This is a genomic window from Paenibacillus sp. Paensp38, assembly GCF_059491915.1.
In genome coordinates, this window is sequence record NZ_CP168516.1 from 4,455,782 (window position 1) to 4,474,823 (window position 19,042).

A 19,042-nucleotide genomic window follows, 5' to 3' on the forward strand; every position below is an offset into this window, starting at 1 on the left:
TATTATCATTTTATTTAAAGCATCAGGTTTCGGATCGAAAGGTTTTGCCCAAATGCTCACCCAGACCAAAATAATGGCGGAAATTATAGATGAGCGGACTCCACTTTGTCGGATCAATATGGTTCTCGCCGAGGATGATATCCTGATGAACATGCACCTGTATGGCTTGAGTTTCGACGATAGCAAAATAAGGAGAATGGTCAGGAATTCTTACATCCCTCACCTTGGCTTCAATTTGAATAGGGCACTCCCTAATTCGGGCAGGCTTGACCCTATTCGACTCAATCGAAGTGAGTCCGCTGATCTCATACTTATCTTTATGGTACATAAATCCATGTTCCTTTTTTTCCGCTGGAACAGGATTCTTACCTGTATAAGGAGCCAAACGTTCTACATTTTCCCACATGGAAGGTCCCGGAACATTGATTACACATTCGGGATGCCGCTCCATATTTTCTAATGCTTTGCCACCTGTTCCAATGCCTAGTACCACACAATCTCCTAATGCCCACGAGGAGGAAATCGGGCTAATATTGGTCGTTCCATCCTCATTCACCGTATTGAGTAAAATCACAGGGGTTCCGTAATATAAAATGCTAGGGTTAATCGTTTTAACGTTTGGGGTATGATTCATCTCATTCATCTGATTTGTTGGGTTCATTATCTCTTCTCCTTCTATTCAGATCTACCTCCCTATTGTAAAATATAAATATTTCAACCTTCATCGAAGTATGGATTACAAAGGGGGATAACCGTGCCATGAGTACCCAGTCAAATGTAGCTATGATTGCTTCTCTTGTTAGCGAGCCTTCTCGTGCAGCTATACTCACCGCTTTATTAGACGGCAGATTCCACACGGCAAGTGAATTGGCCCATATGGCAGGCATCAAACCGCAAACGGCCAGCTTCCATCTGGCTAAAATGACCGAGGCACACGTCGTTACTGTGGAAAAACAAGGGCGTCACCGTTACTATGGCATTCAAGACCCCGAAGTTGCCCGGGTGATGGAGTCATTTTTATCCATAGCTCCACCTGTTCCAATCAAGTCATTCAAACAAGCCTCCGAAAACGAGGCCATACGGTTGGCAAGAACTTGCTACGATCATGTTGCGGGTCAATTAGGCGTACAGCTCATGAATTTTTTCATGCAAAAGGGGATTCTTTCCGAGGATCAGGACGGGCTTCATATTACGGACCAAGGAGAGACTTTCTTCACTGACTTTCAGATTGACCTTACAAAAACAAGACAAAAGCGCCGCTCTTTCTCACATAAATGCCTGGATTGGAGTGAACGACGCCATCACCTTGCCGGTGCTTTAGGAAGTGCTATTCTGGACAGATTATTCGAATTACATTGGATCGAGCGTCTGCCTACAACCCGAGCGATACGTATTACAGCCGAGGGTAAAAGAGGTTTTAAAGAGATATTTTCGATAGAGGTCGACTAGATCATCAGAGTCCTTTTATTTTTCGCATTACCTCAAATCAAGCAGACTGTTTGAATTGGGCAATAGCAATGGCGGAGTCCTGAAAGTTAACTCCTGTCGTAGTAAGCAGGATAAATTAAGAAGCTTTCCCGCTCTGATCCGCCGCTTTTGCCCCATCTGCCGGAGAAGGTTGAATGGTATTATGAAAAAAAGGTAGCCACAGCCACATACGTCTCCTTTTCATAGTCAATGATGTGTATACATATGACTAATCCGCATATCAAGACTGTGCGTTTCCCCAGAGTAATGAAACAGGTGTGGGCTGGATGAAGCTGTTCATTGATCAACCTCTCTTGAAGAACTCTACCGTTTCGTTAAATGATTGCTGAGCCGAATGTACGTTATATCGGGGAGAGTACGGATCACTGAATCCGTGCTGTCCGCTGAATTTATGTACCCGGATATTACGGTTATCTAAAATTGAAATGAGCTCATCCACATTAAATGATGGTTCTTCCTGTGGGAAAAAAAGCAGTGTTGGACAATGTGGAGTTATTTCTAAATAATTCCTAATACGAGAGCCATAGTATCCTACAATTCCATCAACATACTTTTCTTTACTACACAGCCAGGCAACCGTTGCCCCTATGCTAAAGCCGACGATAAATACCTTTTTATAGCGAGCTCGAATACTTAATAATAAACTTTCGATATGATAGAAAGAGCGTTCAAATCCTATATTTTCTATAAAATTGGTATAGGCACTTTCCTCTTGCGAATAGTCATAAGGCGTTTCTTTGCCTAGTAAATTTGGACAAATGACATCATAACCCTGATCTGATAATAGGCTACAAAAATTTTGTATATGCTTGTTAATCCCATAAATCTCATGCAGTACAACAATTAGGGTGCTCGACTTTTTATCTATGCTTATCATATTGTCCCCCTAACCAGTTTTGAATATGGGAAAATAATTCATCCGGATACGCGTATTTATACTTAGCTGCCACTTCCGAGGATAATCGTTTGAACAACTTTAAGGATACGACCAATGCTTCCCAACTATGATTGGGATCGTATTTCCCAAAAGATTTCTTCAAATCAGTAACAACATCTTGATCAGCCCATTCATTCATGAATTTCCCTGCATGCCAAGTATCATATTCCGATCCATGTACAGCTTTTGCATGCCACTCTATCATTTGCAGCAATAATTGTTTACAGTCCATATCTCTTTGCTTAGCTACCCACAGATCATTACGCAAAATTTGTTTAGCCACATATAGAGAGGCGAAGCAATACATGTTAACAACCTGTAGATAAGCACCTTCAGATATTAGAGGAGTATCCGGGATCGTTGTGGTTTGAGAAATGATTTGATTTCCATTCCCCGTCTTATCGAGCAGCATCCTGACCCCCCGCTGAAATCCTTCAGGAATACGTCCATTTTTGATTATATGATCCAGATCAGAAATATGACGGAATAGAAAATCAACCTCAGCCCCTTGGTCAAAGAGAACGAGTTTTTCCGGATCCCCTTTTGCCGTTCGAAACATAAAGCTGGTCCAAACTTTGCCGATGTTTAGTAACCATTGATCATTTTGAAGATAGTAATCTGGATTCGTTGAAAAGACGACTACATCCAAGTCAGAAAACTCATCAAAAGGCTTGTCCTCTCTTGCCCGGGACCCAACGATATAAACCGCAATAATTTCCTCATTAGAGATTCCCCATTCGGATATACGCTCCTCAAGCACTTCGTAAGCATTATTCATTACAATATATCCTCCTTTTTTAGAAAACATTATATCCAATCCAATAATTACGGTATATATTTTTAGTTAACATTCAAAGGAATGCTGCCTGATATACACCATTCATCAAATCAATTTCCCAATCTTCATCCTGTGATATAATTCTTTCAATATTACAGTTTGGAAGGATGGTGCAGATGTCGGAGCAGCGAGTATACATCCGGTTCTCTGAGGAGACGGACGCCGCAGAGTTGGCAACAATGTACAAGCGCAATCGAGAATTCTTTGAGAAGTTTTCGCCAAACAACCAAGAGAAGTACTATACGGAGGAGCACCAGCTCCAGACGATTATTAAAAGCAAGGCCGACATGATGGAAGACCGGAAATATTCTTTCGTGGTATGCCACAAGGAGGACGACCGGATTATAGGCAGCATAAGCCTATCTTTTGTGGTGAGAGGACCGCTTCAGAGCTGTATGATCGGATACAGTCTAGACCAAGCATATAACGGAAAGGGTTATACGACGGAGGCGGTGAAGCAAGTGGTTCACTATGCCTTCGATGAGCTAAAGTTTCACCGGATCTTCGGGGAAGCCTCTCCCCAGAATCCAGGATCCATACGTGTGCTTGAGAAGGCTGGCTTTCACAAAGAAGGCATCTCTCGAAGCAACGTAAAGATCAACGGAAAATGGGAGGATCACCAGGTTTTGGCGATTATAAATCCATCTGAGGATATCTAGTTTTTCAGAGTGAACAATCATTTAACCATTGTAGGTGGTAGATAAAAGTACCAAATTTCAATATTCTTATTATTGTAATTGAATTTCGGGAAATTCCAAGGAGGTTATTATGAAGTATCAATCCATCAAACTGAATGAAAAGTTATCTAAGTTTAGTGATCATTGGTCTCCGAAAGTTATTGGTGAAATGAATGACTATCAATTTAAATTGGTGAAAATAGTTGGGGATTTTGTATGGCATGATCATCAGGATACCGACGAGGTCTTTATTGTACTTGAAGGTGAGATGTTCATTGATTTTAGAGATGGGCGGGTACAAGTTTCTCAGGGAGAGATGTTTATTGTACCTAAGGGGGTCGAACATAAACCTTTCGCCCATGAGGAGTGCCATATCATGCTAGTAGAGCCGAGGGGAGTGGTAAATACTGGAGGAGCAGAGTCAGAATTAACGGCAGCCAATGATACTTGGATTTGAATATATAGCAATAATTAGAAGTGAACAAGAAAAATTGAAGCTGATCGGAGATGGGGCGTATGCACTCCGTAGCTGTCTATTATTGCATTAAGCAACGGGCAGGGGGCATAGTTAAACAAAAATTTCGAGAAAGGAAGAGTATAGTGGATGATAAGAAACGCAGAATTTAAGAATAGTTATGCAGGATGGCGAGAAGTAGAAATAAAGGATTCCTCTCTAGGCATTACATTTCCCATGATGGTAATGTATCCAACGAACGAACCCGAACAAATAGAGCGATTGGGTCCATACCAGTTAGAGTTGGCGAGAGAGGCAGGGCCATCGGAAGGAAGGTTCCCTTTGGTTATCATCTCTCACGGTACTGGCAGTACACCGTTTGTGTATCGGATTTTGGCGCAGTATTTAGCACGTAATGGTTTTATTGTCGGCATTCCAGAGCATCCATTTAACAATCGAAATGATAATAGTCTGGAAGGGACTGCCCAGAATCTTATCTATAGACCTAGACATCTTAATATGGCCACCGATTGGTTTTTCGATAGTATGCTTTTCAAGGACAATTTGATACAGAATGCTGTGTCGCTCATTGGACATTCCATGGGTGGTTATACGGTATTAGCAGCGGCAGGTGGCGTGCCGACTTCTTTTCCTCACGAGACCTCGGACGGAAAGCCCCAGCTTATAGAGGTTACACCAGATTACCGAGTAAAATGCCTCGTTTTACTAGCGCCAGCGTCGGTCTGGTTTCGAGCTGAAGATAGCTTGCGTACGGTTAATCTACCTATCTTAATGATGGATGCAGAGAAGGATCAGTACACTCCTTCTTTACACGCGCGTATAATATTGGATGGCGTGCTGGACCCTAAGAAGGTACAATACAAAACAGTAAAAAACGCCGGACATTTCTCCTTTCTGAGTCCCTTCCCGAAATCGATGAGGACTCCAGCCTTTCTCCCATCGCAAGACCCTCCCGGCTTTGATCGCGAACATTTCCATAGGGGACTTAATGCTGACATATTGGATTTTCTATATGCTCATACACGTTAGTTGGATGACAACAGCGGCTGTCTAAGACTTTATCTTTCAAGTCTTGGTCCGCCGCTGTTTGATTTTTTGTTCAGTCTAAAGCTTTATTTCCACTGGATATTTTACAGAAACTGTGTTCTTTTGGCTGGGCTCTCTCAGTGCATGATTTCTCTCTTATTCACCTTAACACCTGATAAGGATTGATCAAACATATCGAGAATAAAAAGGAACCTCTCAGCTTCACGAAATACATGATCGGCTAATAAAGGATGGATAATGCTTTTTATTCGGCACTCGTCGATTAAATCACGCGCTGTTTTCTTAAAATCACGCAAGGACTTCACAGAGACACGGTTCTCATCAACAAATTGACTCAGGAGTGGAACGGTTTGTGACTGTGGTCGCATATGACTTAGGTCAATCGCTTGAAACATTAGCATATCAAAATCATTACTAAACTCCCTAGCTTGTTCAACCAGTTTACGTTCGGATGGATCAAGTAAATGGCCTATAAATTTTGCGTGATCGGCCATGATTTTTAAGAAAAATACATTTTCGTCAATAATAGCATCAGGTAAGGGTTCAAGTGTTCCTGAATTCAGTTCTCCTAAACGGTTTCTGAAATAATTTGCTTCCCGACTTACGTGATCTACCAGTAAAGGAAAATTGGTTTGTCCAGGAAGCTTGCATTGTAATATAAGGCCCAGTACCATCCTCTTAAATGCCCAAATATTCGTCGCCGCATTCTGAACTTCCGTATTAAACTCTTTGATTGTATAAGGATCTGCCTTGTTATTAAATTCATGCGACCTTTTCTCGATATCCTCGAAAATAGCGTAAAACTGATTGGCTTCTGTTTTAAGTTGAGTATCTTCCGCTCTAAAACCTAACCCCAGAAAAAAGGAATGCTCCTTCATAATCCTCGACCAAAATCGTATTTCATCTAATGAGCGCGCTACGAATGCATCCAATCATATCCCTCCTCTATGTGAGCAAAAAGCACTTACTTAGTCATATGGGATATGCCAGGTTATTATGATTATCGAATCCCACGCCTCATATTAGTCTAATTCTGAAGTTAACAAATTAAATTCCATAATAATACTCATATTTGAATATATATCATTTAATGTTTGGACAATTCTCCCAATCCAGTTCTATAATTCACTTGTTATTACATATATTTAGGAGGAAGTCATGAAAAATATTATATTCAAAAAACTAGGAGCAATTGTGTTAGCCCTTCTCATTGGGGTTTCGGTGTTCTCATTGTTCCCTACTGTTACAAAAGCTGAGACTACTAACGTGACTTGGTCGAATGGTTCTTTATTAGCAAAACTAGGGAATGGAGGTCAAGGAGATAAAGCAACTGTAGGAAAAACCAGTGGGAAGTGGTACTGGGAAGTAAATGTAGTTGATGGAAATCCAGATATACCAAGTATATCATTAATTGGTATAACAAGTGAATCAGGTACTAATACATCAGATAAATGGAAGTATCATAGTTACTATGGGTATGACGGTCAAATTTTAACTAAAATATCTTCTGATATAACAAGAACTAAATATGGTAAAACTTTTGCGCAGAAGGATACTATTGGTTTAGCGTTGGACATGGATAACGACACAATTTCTTGGTACAAAAATGGAGTTTGGCAAGGTTCTAATACTGCAAAACCATCTCAACTCGGTGGATCACAAGTATTCCCGATGGTTATGGCTGGGGAAAATGGATATAAATCCTTTCAAGCTAATTTCGGTGCTAGCCAATTTAAATATCCAGTCCCTGAAGGATTTTTGCCTTACCAAGACTCAGGTAAATCTACAACACCGGATCCATCTACTACACCGGATCCGTCCACAAAGCCTGACCCGTCTACTACACCGGATCCGTCCACTAAGCCCGATCCGTCGGATACAGATGGGGCCTCCCAACCAACTGGTGACCGCGCCATTCTGACTGTAACGATGGACAATGGATTTGATAAAGAATTCGATTTGAGTAAAAAAGAACTCAATGCCTTCATCGCATGGTATGACGCTAAAGATGCTGGTAGAGGTGCTTCTTTCTTTGCCATTGACAAACATAATAACAACAAAGGTCCATTCAGCAATCGCAAAGACTACGTAATCTTCAACAAAATTCTCACATTTGAAGTAAGCGAATATTCAACGAAATAAACATATGAAGGGCTTCATGTCGGCTAACATGCCGATGAAGTCCTTCTTTACATTTACTCTAATCTCGAGATCACGCCTAAACTGCTATACTGGACGATACATTTTTTCTAGACTAAAAGTTTGCAAATCGTTTTTTAAACAAAAAAGCACGGTTTCCAAAAAGCCTGGAAGCTGTGCTTTGCTTATGTATTCAACCCTAATATTCGATAATAAAGGTAACAAGATAAAATGAGCAACTACCTCAACCGATGAGGATACTCACAGGAGAATTCGTCATGTTAAAAAAAGCTCTACTCATTGCTCTACTTTCTGTAGCTCTAACAGCTTGTGGAAGCAATTTCAAAGAAGCAACGACAAGGTCTGGGTCTTCAAGTACATCCTTTGCTACTGAACAAACAGCAAGCAATGAAAATACTGCTCAGCAAGCTTCTACAAATCAGGTCACAGATAAACAATATTTATTTGCTGAATTCATGAAAGATGGAACCCCCATGTTAACAGAAGATCAAGCTTCTATGGAACAAACGTCTTATGACTTCATTGCTAAAAACAGTGACTTATTTCCTTCCACAGATAAAAGCAAAGTCATTAATCTAGTAGACAAATCCGTAACAACAAAACACTTAAATAAAAATTTGAACTTATACTTAAACAAATTTGTAAAAATAAGCGGCGATGTAATAGATATAGAAGAAGATAACATTCCTATAGGAACAACGGCTATCGTTTATATTAGTGATGAAAATGATAATACAGTAATGGCAGTTTATCCGGGAGCAAGTGGGGAAATTTTTGAAGGAGACGTTGCTACAGTTATTGGAGTTCCTATCGCTAATTTTTCATATGAAAATATTTCAGGTGGCTATACGAATACTACACTGTTAGCAGCTTCTTTTCTCACGAAAGAAAATCAATAAATTTTAATCATGCAAGCCCTTAAGCGAGTATTCAACTAAATACACAACGATAGAGACTCTATCCGGCTAAATAAAGTGATTAGGAAATTGTTCAAATGCAAAAAGCTCTGCCGACCCATAAGGTTAGCAGAGCTTTTTATCTAATCTAATTTCGGACAGAATGAAAGAAGGTCGTTCAACTTGATTGATGGGTCATTATCATACAATTCTTTTCGCAAAATTAAACCCAACATGATTTAAGGATGATAACCAAGAGGATATAGAGCACCAAAATAGCCGCTGTAGAAGTCCACACACCGCAAACAGCTGCACCTGCACATCCGCTCATAGCTTTAGCCCTCCTTTATTTGTCTTCATCTTAATATATGTGTAAATATGTTTTATGACCGGGCATTCAGGTAAACATAAAAAGCACTCCATTTACGCATGCCAACGGAATATTAGGATACTTTCCGATCGCGTGCTGATATCTTTGTTAATATGGAAGATGAGATATACACCGCGAAAAAGCCATGCTTAATAGTTCCTGATTGTAAATCTGATACTTACGGTTTTGATCCAACACCCAATTTGCAAATCCTACAGCTTTAGTGTAGCAATTATAATCATAGGGATTAATTTTAAACTCAAGAATATTCAGCATCATCTGATTCTCTTCATCTGATAATTCCAAGCCCAACTGGCTAAACTGTCTTTGTCGAATTCTCCGAGCGGTGTCGTCTTGTATGGCTCTGTGCTGAATGGACACTTGTCCTTTATGTTGACGATAATACAATAAGCTTATAGGGAGGTTTGCTATTTGTACCTGAGAGGCTAATCGGTTCCACAGTTCGTAGTCTTCGGCATGAGGATAACTACTATCATATTGAATGTTTAGCCGATGTATCATGCTATTGCGTAATATTGTAGCAGGATGGCAGATACAGCAATGAAATAACAACCATGTTCTAATTTCTTCATGACTAGCCGGATTCACCTTAAGTGCCCCTCCACTAGAAGTAGTAAAAGCAGCACCACATACATCAATTAAGGGATTTTGATCCATGAATGATATTTGCACATCCAATCGATCTGGCGTAGAAATATCATCGCTATCCATACGAACGATATATTCACCAGTTGCCCTATTGAATCCCTCGTTTAAAGTAGCAACCAAACCTTGATTGGTACTATGGAATATTTTAACCACTCTAGGATCTGTTATTTGTGAAATAACAAAAGCGGATCCATCTGTTGAGCCATCATCAATAATAATCAATTCAAAATCGGAATAGGTTTGAGCTAATATACTGTGGATTGCTTCCCAAACAAAGGACACAGTGTTATAAACTGGAAGTATAACTGAAGCTCGTGGCACAAGAAGTTCCCTCCATTCTACATTTTAAAATTAGAAAATATTATTTTGCATAAAAGCCAACTTCCCTATTTTTCTCGAAAACTATTTCTTCGAATGTTCATGCTCCAAGTATATGTATTGAAATATATTTTGAGGCGGCTTCTCGGTAAAAAAAGCTTTCCATAGCCACCCTTTGGGGTATTTATAGAAAGCTAATCTGCTTTGCAGCGTCTATAGCGCTCACTTAAAATTTTTCAGGAAACTGTTTGACAATGCCTTCTGTCAGAATGTCCGCTAAATGAATCATATGGATCTCGTTTTTGTCGGTTGGAATGGAATATATGATAGAAGTATTCATGGGCTTGTTTGCACTAATTCTTATATTATATCCTTTCAAAGTACTGGTACGATGGTTATTAGAATTCTTAAATTTTAAAAATGTCGTCACTTCCTTTATTACTTTTGGCACGCTTGCTTTGTCGTATCTAATATTTATTACAGTTAGATCACAATCAATAGAGGATATATTAAAAGGAGCTTCGATTGCCATACCTGTTTTTGTACTATACTTAGTAATTGATCTTCAAAAAAATAATGAAGAGAAGGAAACTGCATTACCCACTACTCCATAAAACAGTAAAGATACCCTGACGCTTTAAGTAAGTGAGTAATCAAATAAAGACTCTTATGGCAATATATTAGCAGAGTCCTTTCATTTACTCTAAATTCACATTGATCACGGAAAAATAAGATTAGTTAATCTTAATAGCTATTCGGTGATCGGTGTGTTGAATCTAAAAGTAAACAATCCCCGCTGACCAAGTATGGTTAGCGGGGATTGTTTAGTTGTTTTTGAGTTGTTGTTTACGATTATCTTTTACTGTGGTTTTCAGGCTCGCGACGTTTTAAACCTGCCAAGCCAATTAATCCCAACAGGCCAAGCCACCCCCAATTATTATTATTATCGTTATCATTATTATTAGTAGTAGTTAGCATTTGTGTTCTACCATTGTCGTTTGTGGCCATATTGTTTTGACTGTTTTCAGCAAATGCTACTGCCGCTCCAAAGCTTGAAATCATTAATGCAACAACAGCCATTATCTTCATTTTTTTCAACATACCTAAACCACTCCTTTAAATTTGTGTTTGCAATCAATTTTTTAATGTATTTAGCATGCCAATTGAACTTATTTCTTATACACACATTAAATCTTCACTACTGGGAATCATAAATTCGTACATCATTAAAATTAAAAAGGAGTGGTTTTTATAATGGGTATCCTAAGCGGGAATCCAAAAGACGAGCCCATGCATTACGGAGAAGTTTATAGTGTATGGCAGTTTTCAGCGTTAGCGAAAGGCAGCGTTTCATTTTACCAAGCATGTTTAAACCACGCAGGAGACAAAGAACTCAAAAAAATACTGGATGATCTTATTGATCAAGCTAAACTGGAAATCCAAGAATGCGACGCAATGCTTACTGATAATGGGATTGCCCCAGCTCCTATTTTGCCTGAAAGACCCCCTGTGAAACTTGAGGATATCCCGGTTGGTGCAAGGTTTACTGATCCCGAAATCGCAGCTAAAATCGCATTAGATACCTCTGTAGGATTGACATCTTGCAGCCAAGCTATGGGTCAATCCATTAGAGAAGACATCGGGGCTTTATTTGCGAAATATCATCTAACTAAAACTGCTTTGGGAGTTCGTATTTTAAAAATGAATAAAGAAAAGGGTTGGCTAATACCTCCCCCTCTTCAATTAAAAAGACCTGAACCAGTTAAAGCCTAAATTTCCAGTACGATTCCTCAACATACTGTTCCCCTTAGATTGTTCAACAAAAATCCCCGCCGACCAGTTAAGGTTAGCGGGGATTGGTTTTGTTACGTTTAAGCACCTCCGATGGTAACGTAAGGCTGAATACTATTGTGGTGGTTAAGGGCTTGATCCGGCACAGTAACAATAAACAAAAAGCTAGCCGCGATGATTAGCAGTACCATTTTTTTCAACATTGGTCATCCACACCTTTTCCATAAAATTCAAAAATGCTGCTTTGGTTTCAGGAGTCGCATAATCCCGAAAATGTAAAAACAAACCCAAACAGTTTATAAAACAAGTCTCATTATTTAGTGTATGATAACTTACTAATGAATACATCAAATGTTTAAAACCATCAATGTAAGAACCTCGATGTAAATAATAATAAGATAACTCGTAACCAAACCACGCGATATAATCCGGTATCACTTGTTGGGTATACATATCATCTGATGATAGTTGCTGTTGTGCAAAAGCATTTATTTCGGCTTCAAATTGCTGAAGTATACCTTCTACATCTATACTATATTGGTTTGCTGAAATTATAACATTCAACAGTTTTGAGATTTTCTCATTCTCGTTAGTGGCGGATGTTGCTGCAATATATTCAACATAATCTTGAAGCACACTTATATCTCCTGACAACAGTTTATATACGTAAGTATTACCTTCTGCCCAACTTTTGAACAAGCTAATCCAGTGTTGAGTATCGTCGTCAGTCTCTTTAACCCAATCTAGATTAGCGTAGGTGTATGTATATTCTAGAGCTTGTTGATAGTTGCCTTGAGCTTCACAGACACTCGCACACAATAAATCGGCATAAGAAATGTATACAAACAAGGGACGAGTTAGCTTCTTAGTAGATTCATTACGCTCTCGACTCTTCTGTTCATGTTTCAAAGTATATTGGATTTCCGCTTTATCTCTCATTTTTCGGGCTAGTTCATCAACCTTGTCCCATTTACGTAAAGCCCTATATACGTTAGCCAAATCCTTCAATGCGTCAAGCTGATCTAATTCATCTAGTCGCTCGACATAAGGCTCAAACAGTATAGCAGCCTTGATATTTCGGCTTTGATCATCTCCAATCTGAATCGTGAATATGCGATATTGACAGATGGCTAAACGTTCAGAATGTTGGTACTTCTCGGCTTCAGCTACGCCCTCATAGAGCAGCAATGCAGCATCATTTCGTCCCTGCGCTAATAACATTTCTGCAATCTCAAATAGTTTGGGTGAATAGAGTAGATTGTCCATGATGGTTCCCACCACTTGACGGATCGCGCCTAACTTGTCCAACTCCGCACAGCGAAACAAAAACGGCTCGATTCGCCTCATATTCGGTGGGGTGTCGATGATGTAGTTTTCTATGAATAAATCGTAAAAGTAGCCCTCCGGTAAACCCATAGCTTCAGTAATTAGGTCAAGCTGGTTAACAGACATAGACTTATTCCCCGTCACAATAGCGCTTACTATTCCCCTATTCATGCCTGCTATATGCCCGAATTGCGTTAGACTCATGCTCTCTTGTTTTAAGTATTTGTCTAATTCTGTTCGTATCGTAGGTGTATGCTTCATGCCATAGCCACCTTCCGCTTAAATATTCCATATTTTTTAAAAACTAACTTCATTTTTCACCAAAATTGACCATCTGTCAATATACTATGCAACTAATGTAAGAATTCGGTCTTTAGCATGAAACAAAGCAAAAAAACTAATTATATTTAGCATAATAATCCTACTAAAAAGACCTCAGCGTAGAAGATTGTCCAAAGTCACAAAAAAGCGCGACCTCCAAAAAGCTTGGAAGTCGCGCTGTGCTTGAGTTTCATAGAATGCTGGTGAAGGGAATTGAACTCCCGGCATACGCATTGATGCCTAATGCTCTCTAAAGTACCCTTCTCCGTCTCCTGCGTGCATGATATCTTCTGATTGCGATCCCAGTCCTCCAGAGGACGATATCCTGTAGTGTAGAATTATCCGCCTCCCCATCTTTTTCTCCAGATCCTTCATAGCTGGCATATTACAGCAGCCTACTGAAAAGTTGCAGACTAGTCTGCACGGCGACGTTAAGCTAACGGGTAGGATATTCCAATATGCAGCAAAATTGTACTAAAATGAGTTCGTCTAGGTCAACAAAGGTATCATCTTTTATGTGAAGGAGAGGAGTACGATTATGGTTAGTAAAGAAATAAGGGACATCATATTTCAGGAATATTTCCAATGGGGAAACCACCACTGAGACCAGAGGAATACAAGCATTTAGGAAGTTGGCAGAGCAATCGTCAACAACAAAGAAATTTATAAAATTATGCTACTCAAGTCTCAAGACCTATTCACCAAATAAATTTAAAATTGAATAGATTGTTTTACAATCAACATTGGTATGCGGCGAAGAGGGAATTTAATCGCCCGGAAGAGGTCAGTTGTTCTCTCTCCTATTCAGACCTCTTACAAAAGAAGAGCACGTTAAATTACTCAGTCGGAGGAATCACTATTTTGAGAAAGCTATCATTCTTTATTTCCATTATTATGTTGGGTGCAATGTTGTCCGCTTGTTCTGCCATTACATCCACCGTGGATCAAGCGACTGCAGGCGTTACGTCTGGCGAGAGCAAAGAAATCGAAAAATACAATGCGTATGTGAGGCTGAATAACTTGATGACAGGCAGAATCAATGAGGTTCTGGTTCATTATTTCGAGAAGTTCGGAGTGGATACACAGCCTGTAATCGAGAAGAACTTCAGCTTCATCATGCTCGGCGTTGCTGAAACTGAGCGGGAAGTTATTGATAAAGCAAACGGCTATACCGCAAGCCAACCTGCTTTTGCGAACGCAGACCCCGTAGTGATCAAACTGACACCGGTCATCAATGATCTGTTGTCCGTCCTGGACGAGATGAAAGCCTACTATGATACAAAAGGCTACGTGGATGATGACTTCGCAAAAGGAAAACAGCTGCATACCAAGCTGGTAAGTGCCAATCTCGCTTATGAGACTGTCTCCAAACAATACTTCACGGCTATGCAAAAATTGGGTAACGAGCAGCGTCTGGCTGAACTGCAAAAACTCAAGGATTCAGACCAGCAGATCAGGTATAATGCTTTGAAGTTCATGATAGATGCCGAGGCTACGGCCATTGAAATGGATGAGCAGGGTATCACCGCCGACAATGTGCTGCAGCTTGATATGACGAAGTTTAAAGCCAAATACGACATTATGACCGCAGATCTGAGTGCGCTCATGACAATCTCAAAAGACAAGAATCGAGTTCAAAAAGAAGGGATTAACAGCTTCAGTATCAGGAACTATGTTGATTCAGCCACTGAGGCAAAAGCGGCTGCTTCGAAAATTATTGAACGCATCAATAAGAAGGAACCTGTATCTGATTCTGACCTGAACGGCCAGTTCCTGAACACTACGGATGGCACACCTGAGAATTTCAATTATAAGCTAAGCAAGGCAGTCGAACGATATAATGAAATAAATTAAGCGTATCTAACGATAGGGGCTGCGAAAACAAATACGGAGTTCCGGTAACGAACAAGCTCTGCCAACCATAAGGTTAGCAGAGCTTTTGCTTTAAAATCCTCCAATGGTAACTTGAGGGTGAATGCTATGATGGTGGTTAAAAGCTTATCCGGCACATTAACAATAAGATTTAAAAATGCTGCTTTAATTTCTGAAACCGCATAATCCTGAAAGTGTAAAAATAACCAACCTTACTTCTCAAAGCTGGTATTCATCCGAAGATCGTTCAAGAGCGACTTGGACATTCGTCTATCAATGTAACTCTGGATACCTATTCACATGTTCTTCCGATTCTCCAAGAAGCGGTGTTAAAAAACATTGGCGATTCAATTACAGGTGAGAGTATTAGCACTGAAAAACCCACTTTACTAGATTAAAGATTAGAAGAATGGTAGAAAAATGCTCACTCCAACAAAAAAAGCGCGTCCTCCAAAAAGCTTGGAAGCCGCGCTGTGCTTGAGTTGATAGCTATGCTGGTGAAGGGAATTGAACCCCCGGCCTACGCATTACGAGTGCGTTGCTCTACCCCTGAGCTACACCAGCAGGTCAGTGTAACTGACAACAAAAACTATTATACTCTTAGTTACATAAAAATCAATCACTTACATCAACTTTTTCAACTAGGATTTGGATTTAGCTCAGTAACATTTCCTGTCGCGGTGCCAGATAGTTTCTCTGCGACGGAACGGAGCTTTTGGTGACTTGAGGAAGGCTTGTCACGGCGATCATCAATTTTGACAGAGGTGGAAACACGCTTCGCTCCTGACAGGAATGGCGCTTCGTGCAGCGCAGCAATGGCGGTGAATACATCGTCCAACGAACCTTCAAGTATCGTACTCATGGAGGTAAGCTCATAGGTAATTCCTTTTTGCGTCTTCAACACTTTTTGCATCTGGGCAACGTAGTCGCTCAGGCTTGTACTCCCCGTTCCAATCGGGATCACTGTCACTTCTGCAATAGCCATCGCCAGGTTCCTCCCTAAAATTAAAATCATCGCTTCTTTAAAAATCTAAAATTTCAGTCTATAGAGCGAGCAGCCTTATTTCACAAAAAAAGTTCATATGTATGCTGCTTGTTTCTGTAGGAAACATCTTTATCATTCATTGTACCGTTCAAACTGTCTCAATTCAAATACAGCCCGCGACTTCTCTGTATATTTTGATTTTCCATTCCTTTTCCTTTACGTATGGCTTCGAATGTTGCTATAATACTCCTTGCACTTATTTGAAATTTTAAGTTTTTACACACAATATGTTGGGTTAAATATTCATAACACGTCTAAATATAGTGATGTAGCCGATAAATCGTACGGGAACCATCTTTTCCCCCTTCATTGGCAGGTACATCGCTATTTCTATGTTATTGGATTACATACAGCCCCCAAATGCTGTCTGACCATCGCTTTTTTCGCCATTATCTTCTCATCATGATCATTTTCATGCCTATTCCCAAGTATGATTCCAAATCAGGAAAGCGAGGAATTAATCCTATGCCACAACTCGTAACCAAACCAAACAATCGCCAGTTGGCTTTTGACGAAATACGCATCTCCGTATATGCCGACCGTGTACTCAGCGGACTGGACAAGCTGGATAAGGATCGACTCATTCGCGGTGTAACTAGCAAGCTGCGCCGGGACGAAGTCACGGGGGATGACATTAGCAACGCGTTTGCAATGGCTGCCCTTGAATTGGTTAGTAAGGAAGAACCGGACTGGAAATTTGCCGCTGCACGTGCTTTGCTCACTTCCTTGTATAAAAAAGCGGCTACTCACCGCCGTTACAAATCCTATGCGGACGAGCCTTACGGCGCTTTTTATCCACTGATCACTGATTTGGTCCAAAAAGGAATTTACCGTCAAGAACTGCTCGACTACTATACCAAGGAGCAGATTGATGAGCTGGGCGATTCCATTTTGCCGAAAAATGACCTGTTGTTCGATTATATCGGGCTGTTAACACTGTCTGAGCGCTATTTGGCCAACGATTTTGACGGACGCGTAATGGAACTGCCTCAAGAACGCTACATGATCATCGCGATGTACCTGATGCACCAAGAGCCTGCCGACAAGCGGATGGAGCTGGTCAAAGAAGCGTACTGGGCGATGAGCAACATGTACATGACAGCAGCTACACCAACTATGTCCAATGCCGGAAAAAAGGTGGCCGGACAGCTCTCCAGCTGCTTTATCGACACCGTAGACGACTCGTTGGAAGGTATTTTCGACTCCAATACGGATGTAGCCCGTCTTAGCAAAATGGGCGGCGGCATCGGCGTATACCTTGGTAAAGTACGGGCGCGTGGCTCCGATATCCGTGGACATAAAAATACAAGTTCCGGCGTCATTCCGTGGATTCGCCAGTTGAACAATACAGCTGTTAGCGTAGACCAATTGGGTACTCGCAAAGGTGCAATTGCCGTATATCTGGACGTATTCCATAAGGACATCCTCGCATTCCTTGACCTGAAGCTGAACAACGGTGACGAGCGGATGCGTGCACATGACGTGTTCCATGGCGTATGTCTGCCCGATCTGTTCATGGAGCGGGTCGAAGCACGGGGCGAATGGAATCTGTTCTGTCCGCATGAAGTGAAGAAAGTAATGGGCTGGAAAGATGACAACGGTCGTCCACTGGGACTGGAAGATTTTTATGATGAAACCTTCGGTTCAGGTACCTTCCGCGAGAAATACGAAGAGGCGTCGCAGCATCCGATTCTCTCTCGTATTACGGTGCCTGCTATCGACATCATGAAGCGCCTGATGAAGTCACAACTGGAAACAGGTACACCTTACATGTTCTACCGTGATACGGTAAACCGCGCCAACCCGAACCGTGCCCATGGTATGGTGTATTCCTCCAACCTGTGTACGGAAATTATGCAAAACCAATCTGCAACTGTAGTGGAAAAAGAAGAATTGGTCACCAAGGACGGACAAACACGCATCGTTATTTCCAAAATTCCTGGCGACTTTGTGGTGTGCAACCTGAACTCCATCCATCTGGCTCGTGCGGTTCCGGCAGGTGTGCTGGATCGCCTCGTGCCGATTCAGGTACGTATGCTGGATAATGTTATTGATATCAACAACATTGAAGTACTGCAAGCACAATATACGAACAGCCAATATCGCGCTGTCGGTCTGGGTACATTTGGACTGCATCATCTACTCGCGCTGGAAGGTATCCGTTGGGAATCCGAGGAAGCGGTAACCTATAACGATCATTTGTATGAAAAGATTAACTACTTGGCCGTCAAATCCAGCATGGAGCTAGCGAAAGAAAAAGGCCGTTATGCCAAATTCGAGGGCTCTGACTGGTCTACCGGGCACTATTTCACTTCCCGTGGCTATACAGACGGTACACGCGAAGGCAAATTTGTCACTACCTCCGAGTGGAGTGAGCTTGCAGAAGAAGTCCAACAAAACGGTGTCCGCAACGCATGGCTGTTCGCCATCGCGCCTAACGGTTCCACGTCTATTATTGCAGGCTCTACCGCCAGCATTGATCCATTGTATGAGCTGCTTTCCTATGAAGAGAAAACAACTTACAAGATTGCTAACCCTGCACCGGACTTGAACGAAAAAACTATCTGGTACTACAAGACGGCTTTCTTGCTGGATCAACACGCTTCGATCAACATGGCTTCTGCACGTCAGCGTCATATTGACCAGGGCCAAAGCTTTAACCTGTATGTACGGCCTGATATTAAAGCAACTGAATTTTTAGAGCTGCACATCCATGCCTGGAAATCAGGTATGAAATCGACCTATTATGTACGCAGCCGCGCACTGACGATTGAAGAATGTGATAGCTGCGCATCCTAAACTAAAGGAGAGA

Annotated in this window: 18 protein-coding genes, 1 tRNA gene and 1 pseudogene; 9 read left to right on the forward strand and 11 right to left on the reverse strand. The window is 41.0% G+C overall.

Features of this window, described 5'->3' with window-relative positions; translation table 11 throughout:
• Positions 1-22: 22 nt before the first annotated feature.
• Entirely contained in the window at positions 23-661 is a 639-nt protein-coding gene (locus ACEN8J_RS19700) for a flavin reductase family protein (protein WP_165148038.1), read from the reverse strand.
• A gap of 98 nt (positions 662-759) precedes the next feature.
• Here ACEN8J_RS19700 and ACEN8J_RS19705 point away from each other — a divergent pair, with 98 nt between their 5' ends.
• The gene (locus tag ACEN8J_RS19705) at positions 760-1,449 is read left to right on the forward strand and encodes an ArsR/SmtB family transcription factor (protein ID WP_495593875.1); all 690 of its coding nucleotides are present in this window, start codon (positions 760-762) and stop codon (positions 1,447-1,449) included.
• Between the two features lie 322 nt (positions 1,450-1,771).
• On the opposite strand, the gene ACEN8J_RS19710 is transcribed toward ACEN8J_RS19705, so the two are convergent.
• Together ACEN8J_RS19710 and ACEN8J_RS19715 are read right to left on the reverse strand one after the other, a co-directional pair.
• Positions 1,772-2,365 (reverse strand): dienelactone hydrolase family protein, encoded by a 594-nt coding sequence (locus ACEN8J_RS19710; RefSeq protein ID WP_029516009.1) that lies wholly within the window; start codon positions 2,363-2,365, stop codon positions 1,772-1,774.
• Entirely contained in the window at positions 2,349-3,203 is an 855-nt protein-coding gene (locus tag ACEN8J_RS19715; protein WP_029516010.1) for an aminoglycoside 6-adenylyltransferase, read from the reverse strand. The genes ACEN8J_RS19710 and ACEN8J_RS19715 overlap by 17 nt, the downstream gene beginning before the upstream one ends.
• A 176-nt stretch (positions 3,204-3,379) precedes the next feature.
• On the opposite strand from ACEN8J_RS19715, the gene ACEN8J_RS19720 reads away from it, so the two are divergent.
• The 3 genes from ACEN8J_RS19720 (at position 3,380) to ACEN8J_RS19730 (ending at position 5,444) form a co-directional block, all read left to right on the forward strand.
• A complete protein-coding gene (locus tag ACEN8J_RS19720) occupies positions 3,380-3,922 on the forward strand; it encodes a GNAT family N-acetyltransferase (protein WP_495593876.1) in 543 nt (180 codons plus the stop codon).
• Between the two features lie 109 nt (positions 3,923-4,031).
• Positions 4,032-4,397 (forward strand): cupin domain-containing protein, encoded by a 366-nt coding sequence (locus ACEN8J_RS19725; protein ID WP_039270324.1) that lies wholly within the window; start codon positions 4,032-4,034, stop codon positions 4,395-4,397.
• Positions 4,398-4,544: 147 nt separating this feature from the next.
• The gene (locus ACEN8J_RS19730) at positions 4,545-5,444 is read left to right on the forward strand and encodes an alpha/beta hydrolase family protein (protein ID WP_342434791.1); all 900 of its coding nucleotides are present in this window, start codon (positions 4,545-4,547) and stop codon (positions 5,442-5,444) included.
• 134 nt (positions 5,445-5,578) lie between these two features.
• On the opposite strand, the gene ACEN8J_RS19735 is transcribed toward ACEN8J_RS19730, so the two are convergent.
• Positions 5,579-6,394, reverse strand: coding sequence for a DUF2935 domain-containing protein (locus ACEN8J_RS19735; RefSeq protein WP_165148032.1), 816 nt, complete (start codon positions 6,392-6,394; stop codon positions 5,579-5,581).
• A gap of 226 nt (positions 6,395-6,620) precedes the next feature.
• Between ACEN8J_RS19735 and ACEN8J_RS19740 the strand changes: the two genes are divergently transcribed.
• Both ACEN8J_RS19740 and ACEN8J_RS19745 read left to right on the forward strand, forming a co-directional pair.
• Positions 6,621-7,604, forward strand: a complete 984-nt coding sequence (locus ACEN8J_RS19740; protein ID WP_495593877.1) for an SPRY domain-containing protein — start codon at positions 6,621-6,623, stop codon at positions 7,602-7,604.
• Between the two features lie 275 nt (positions 7,605-7,879).
• Positions 7,880-8,521, forward strand: coding sequence for a hypothetical protein (locus ACEN8J_RS19745; RefSeq protein ID WP_029516017.1), 642 nt, complete (start codon positions 7,880-7,882; stop codon positions 8,519-8,521).
• 220 nt (positions 8,522-8,741) lie between these two features.
• Here the strand turns inward: ACEN8J_RS19745 and ACEN8J_RS19750 are convergent, their stop codons facing one another.
• The 4 genes and pseudogenes from ACEN8J_RS19750 to ACEN8J_RS19765 all read right to left on the reverse strand — a co-directional run bounded on the left by ACEN8J_RS19750 (position 8,742) and on the right by ACEN8J_RS19765 (position 10,976).
• Positions 8,742-8,849 (reverse strand): hypothetical protein, encoded by a 108-nt coding sequence (locus tag ACEN8J_RS19750; RefSeq protein WP_023986758.1) that lies wholly within the window; start codon positions 8,847-8,849, stop codon positions 8,742-8,744.
• A gap of 147 nt (positions 8,850-8,996) precedes the next feature.
• On the reverse strand, positions 8,997-9,878 hold the full coding sequence (locus ACEN8J_RS19755; RefSeq protein WP_029516018.1) for a glycosyltransferase family 2 protein: 882 nt from the start codon (positions 9,876-9,878) through the stop codon (positions 8,997-8,999).
• Between the two features lie 223 nt (positions 9,879-10,101).
• Positions 10,102-10,185, reverse strand: a pseudogene (locus ACEN8J_RS19760) (glycosyltransferase); the annotation flags it as partial.
• Positions 10,186-10,727: 542 nt separating this feature from the next.
• On the reverse strand, positions 10,728-10,976 hold the full coding sequence (locus ACEN8J_RS19765) for a WGxxGxxG family protein (RefSeq protein WP_340931250.1): 249 nt from the start codon (positions 10,974-10,976) through the stop codon (positions 10,728-10,730).
• Positions 10,977-11,129: 153 nt separating this feature from the next.
• Here ACEN8J_RS19765 and ACEN8J_RS19770 point away from each other — a divergent pair, with 153 nt between their 5' ends.
• Entirely contained in the window at positions 11,130-11,648 is a 519-nt protein-coding gene (locus tag ACEN8J_RS19770; protein WP_029516021.1) for a DUF3231 family protein, read from the forward strand.
• 183 nt (positions 11,649-11,831) lie between these two features.
• On the opposite strand, the gene ACEN8J_RS19775 is transcribed toward ACEN8J_RS19770, so the two are convergent.
• Entirely contained in the window at positions 11,832-13,253 is a 1,422-nt protein-coding gene (locus tag ACEN8J_RS19775; RefSeq protein WP_029516022.1) for a tetratricopeptide repeat protein, read from the reverse strand.
• 921 nt (positions 13,254-14,174) lie between these two features.
• Between ACEN8J_RS19775 and ACEN8J_RS19780 the strand changes: the two genes are divergently transcribed.
• Positions 14,175-15,167: a YiiG family protein gene (locus ACEN8J_RS19780; RefSeq protein ID WP_029516023.1), complete on the forward strand. Its 993-nt coding sequence runs from the start codon at positions 14,175-14,177 to the stop codon at positions 15,165-15,167.
• Positions 15,168-15,677: 510 nt separating this feature from the next.
• Here the strand turns inward: ACEN8J_RS19780 and ACEN8J_RS19785 are convergent.
• Positions 15,678-15,749 (reverse strand) — tRNA-Thr (locus ACEN8J_RS19785).
• Between the two features lie 73 nt (positions 15,750-15,822).
• Positions 15,823-16,170 (reverse strand): MTH1187 family thiamine-binding protein, encoded by a 348-nt coding sequence (locus ACEN8J_RS19790; protein ID WP_340884198.1) that lies wholly within the window; start codon positions 16,168-16,170, stop codon positions 15,823-15,825.
• A gap of 525 nt (positions 16,171-16,695) precedes the next feature.
• On the opposite strand from ACEN8J_RS19790, the gene ACEN8J_RS19795 reads away from it, so the two are divergent.
• Positions 16,696-19,029: a ribonucleoside-diphosphate reductase subunit alpha gene (locus ACEN8J_RS19795; RefSeq protein ID WP_495593878.1), complete on the forward strand. Its 2,334-nt coding sequence runs from the start codon at positions 16,696-16,698 to the stop codon at positions 19,027-19,029.
• Positions 19,030-19,042: the final 13 nt, after the last annotated feature.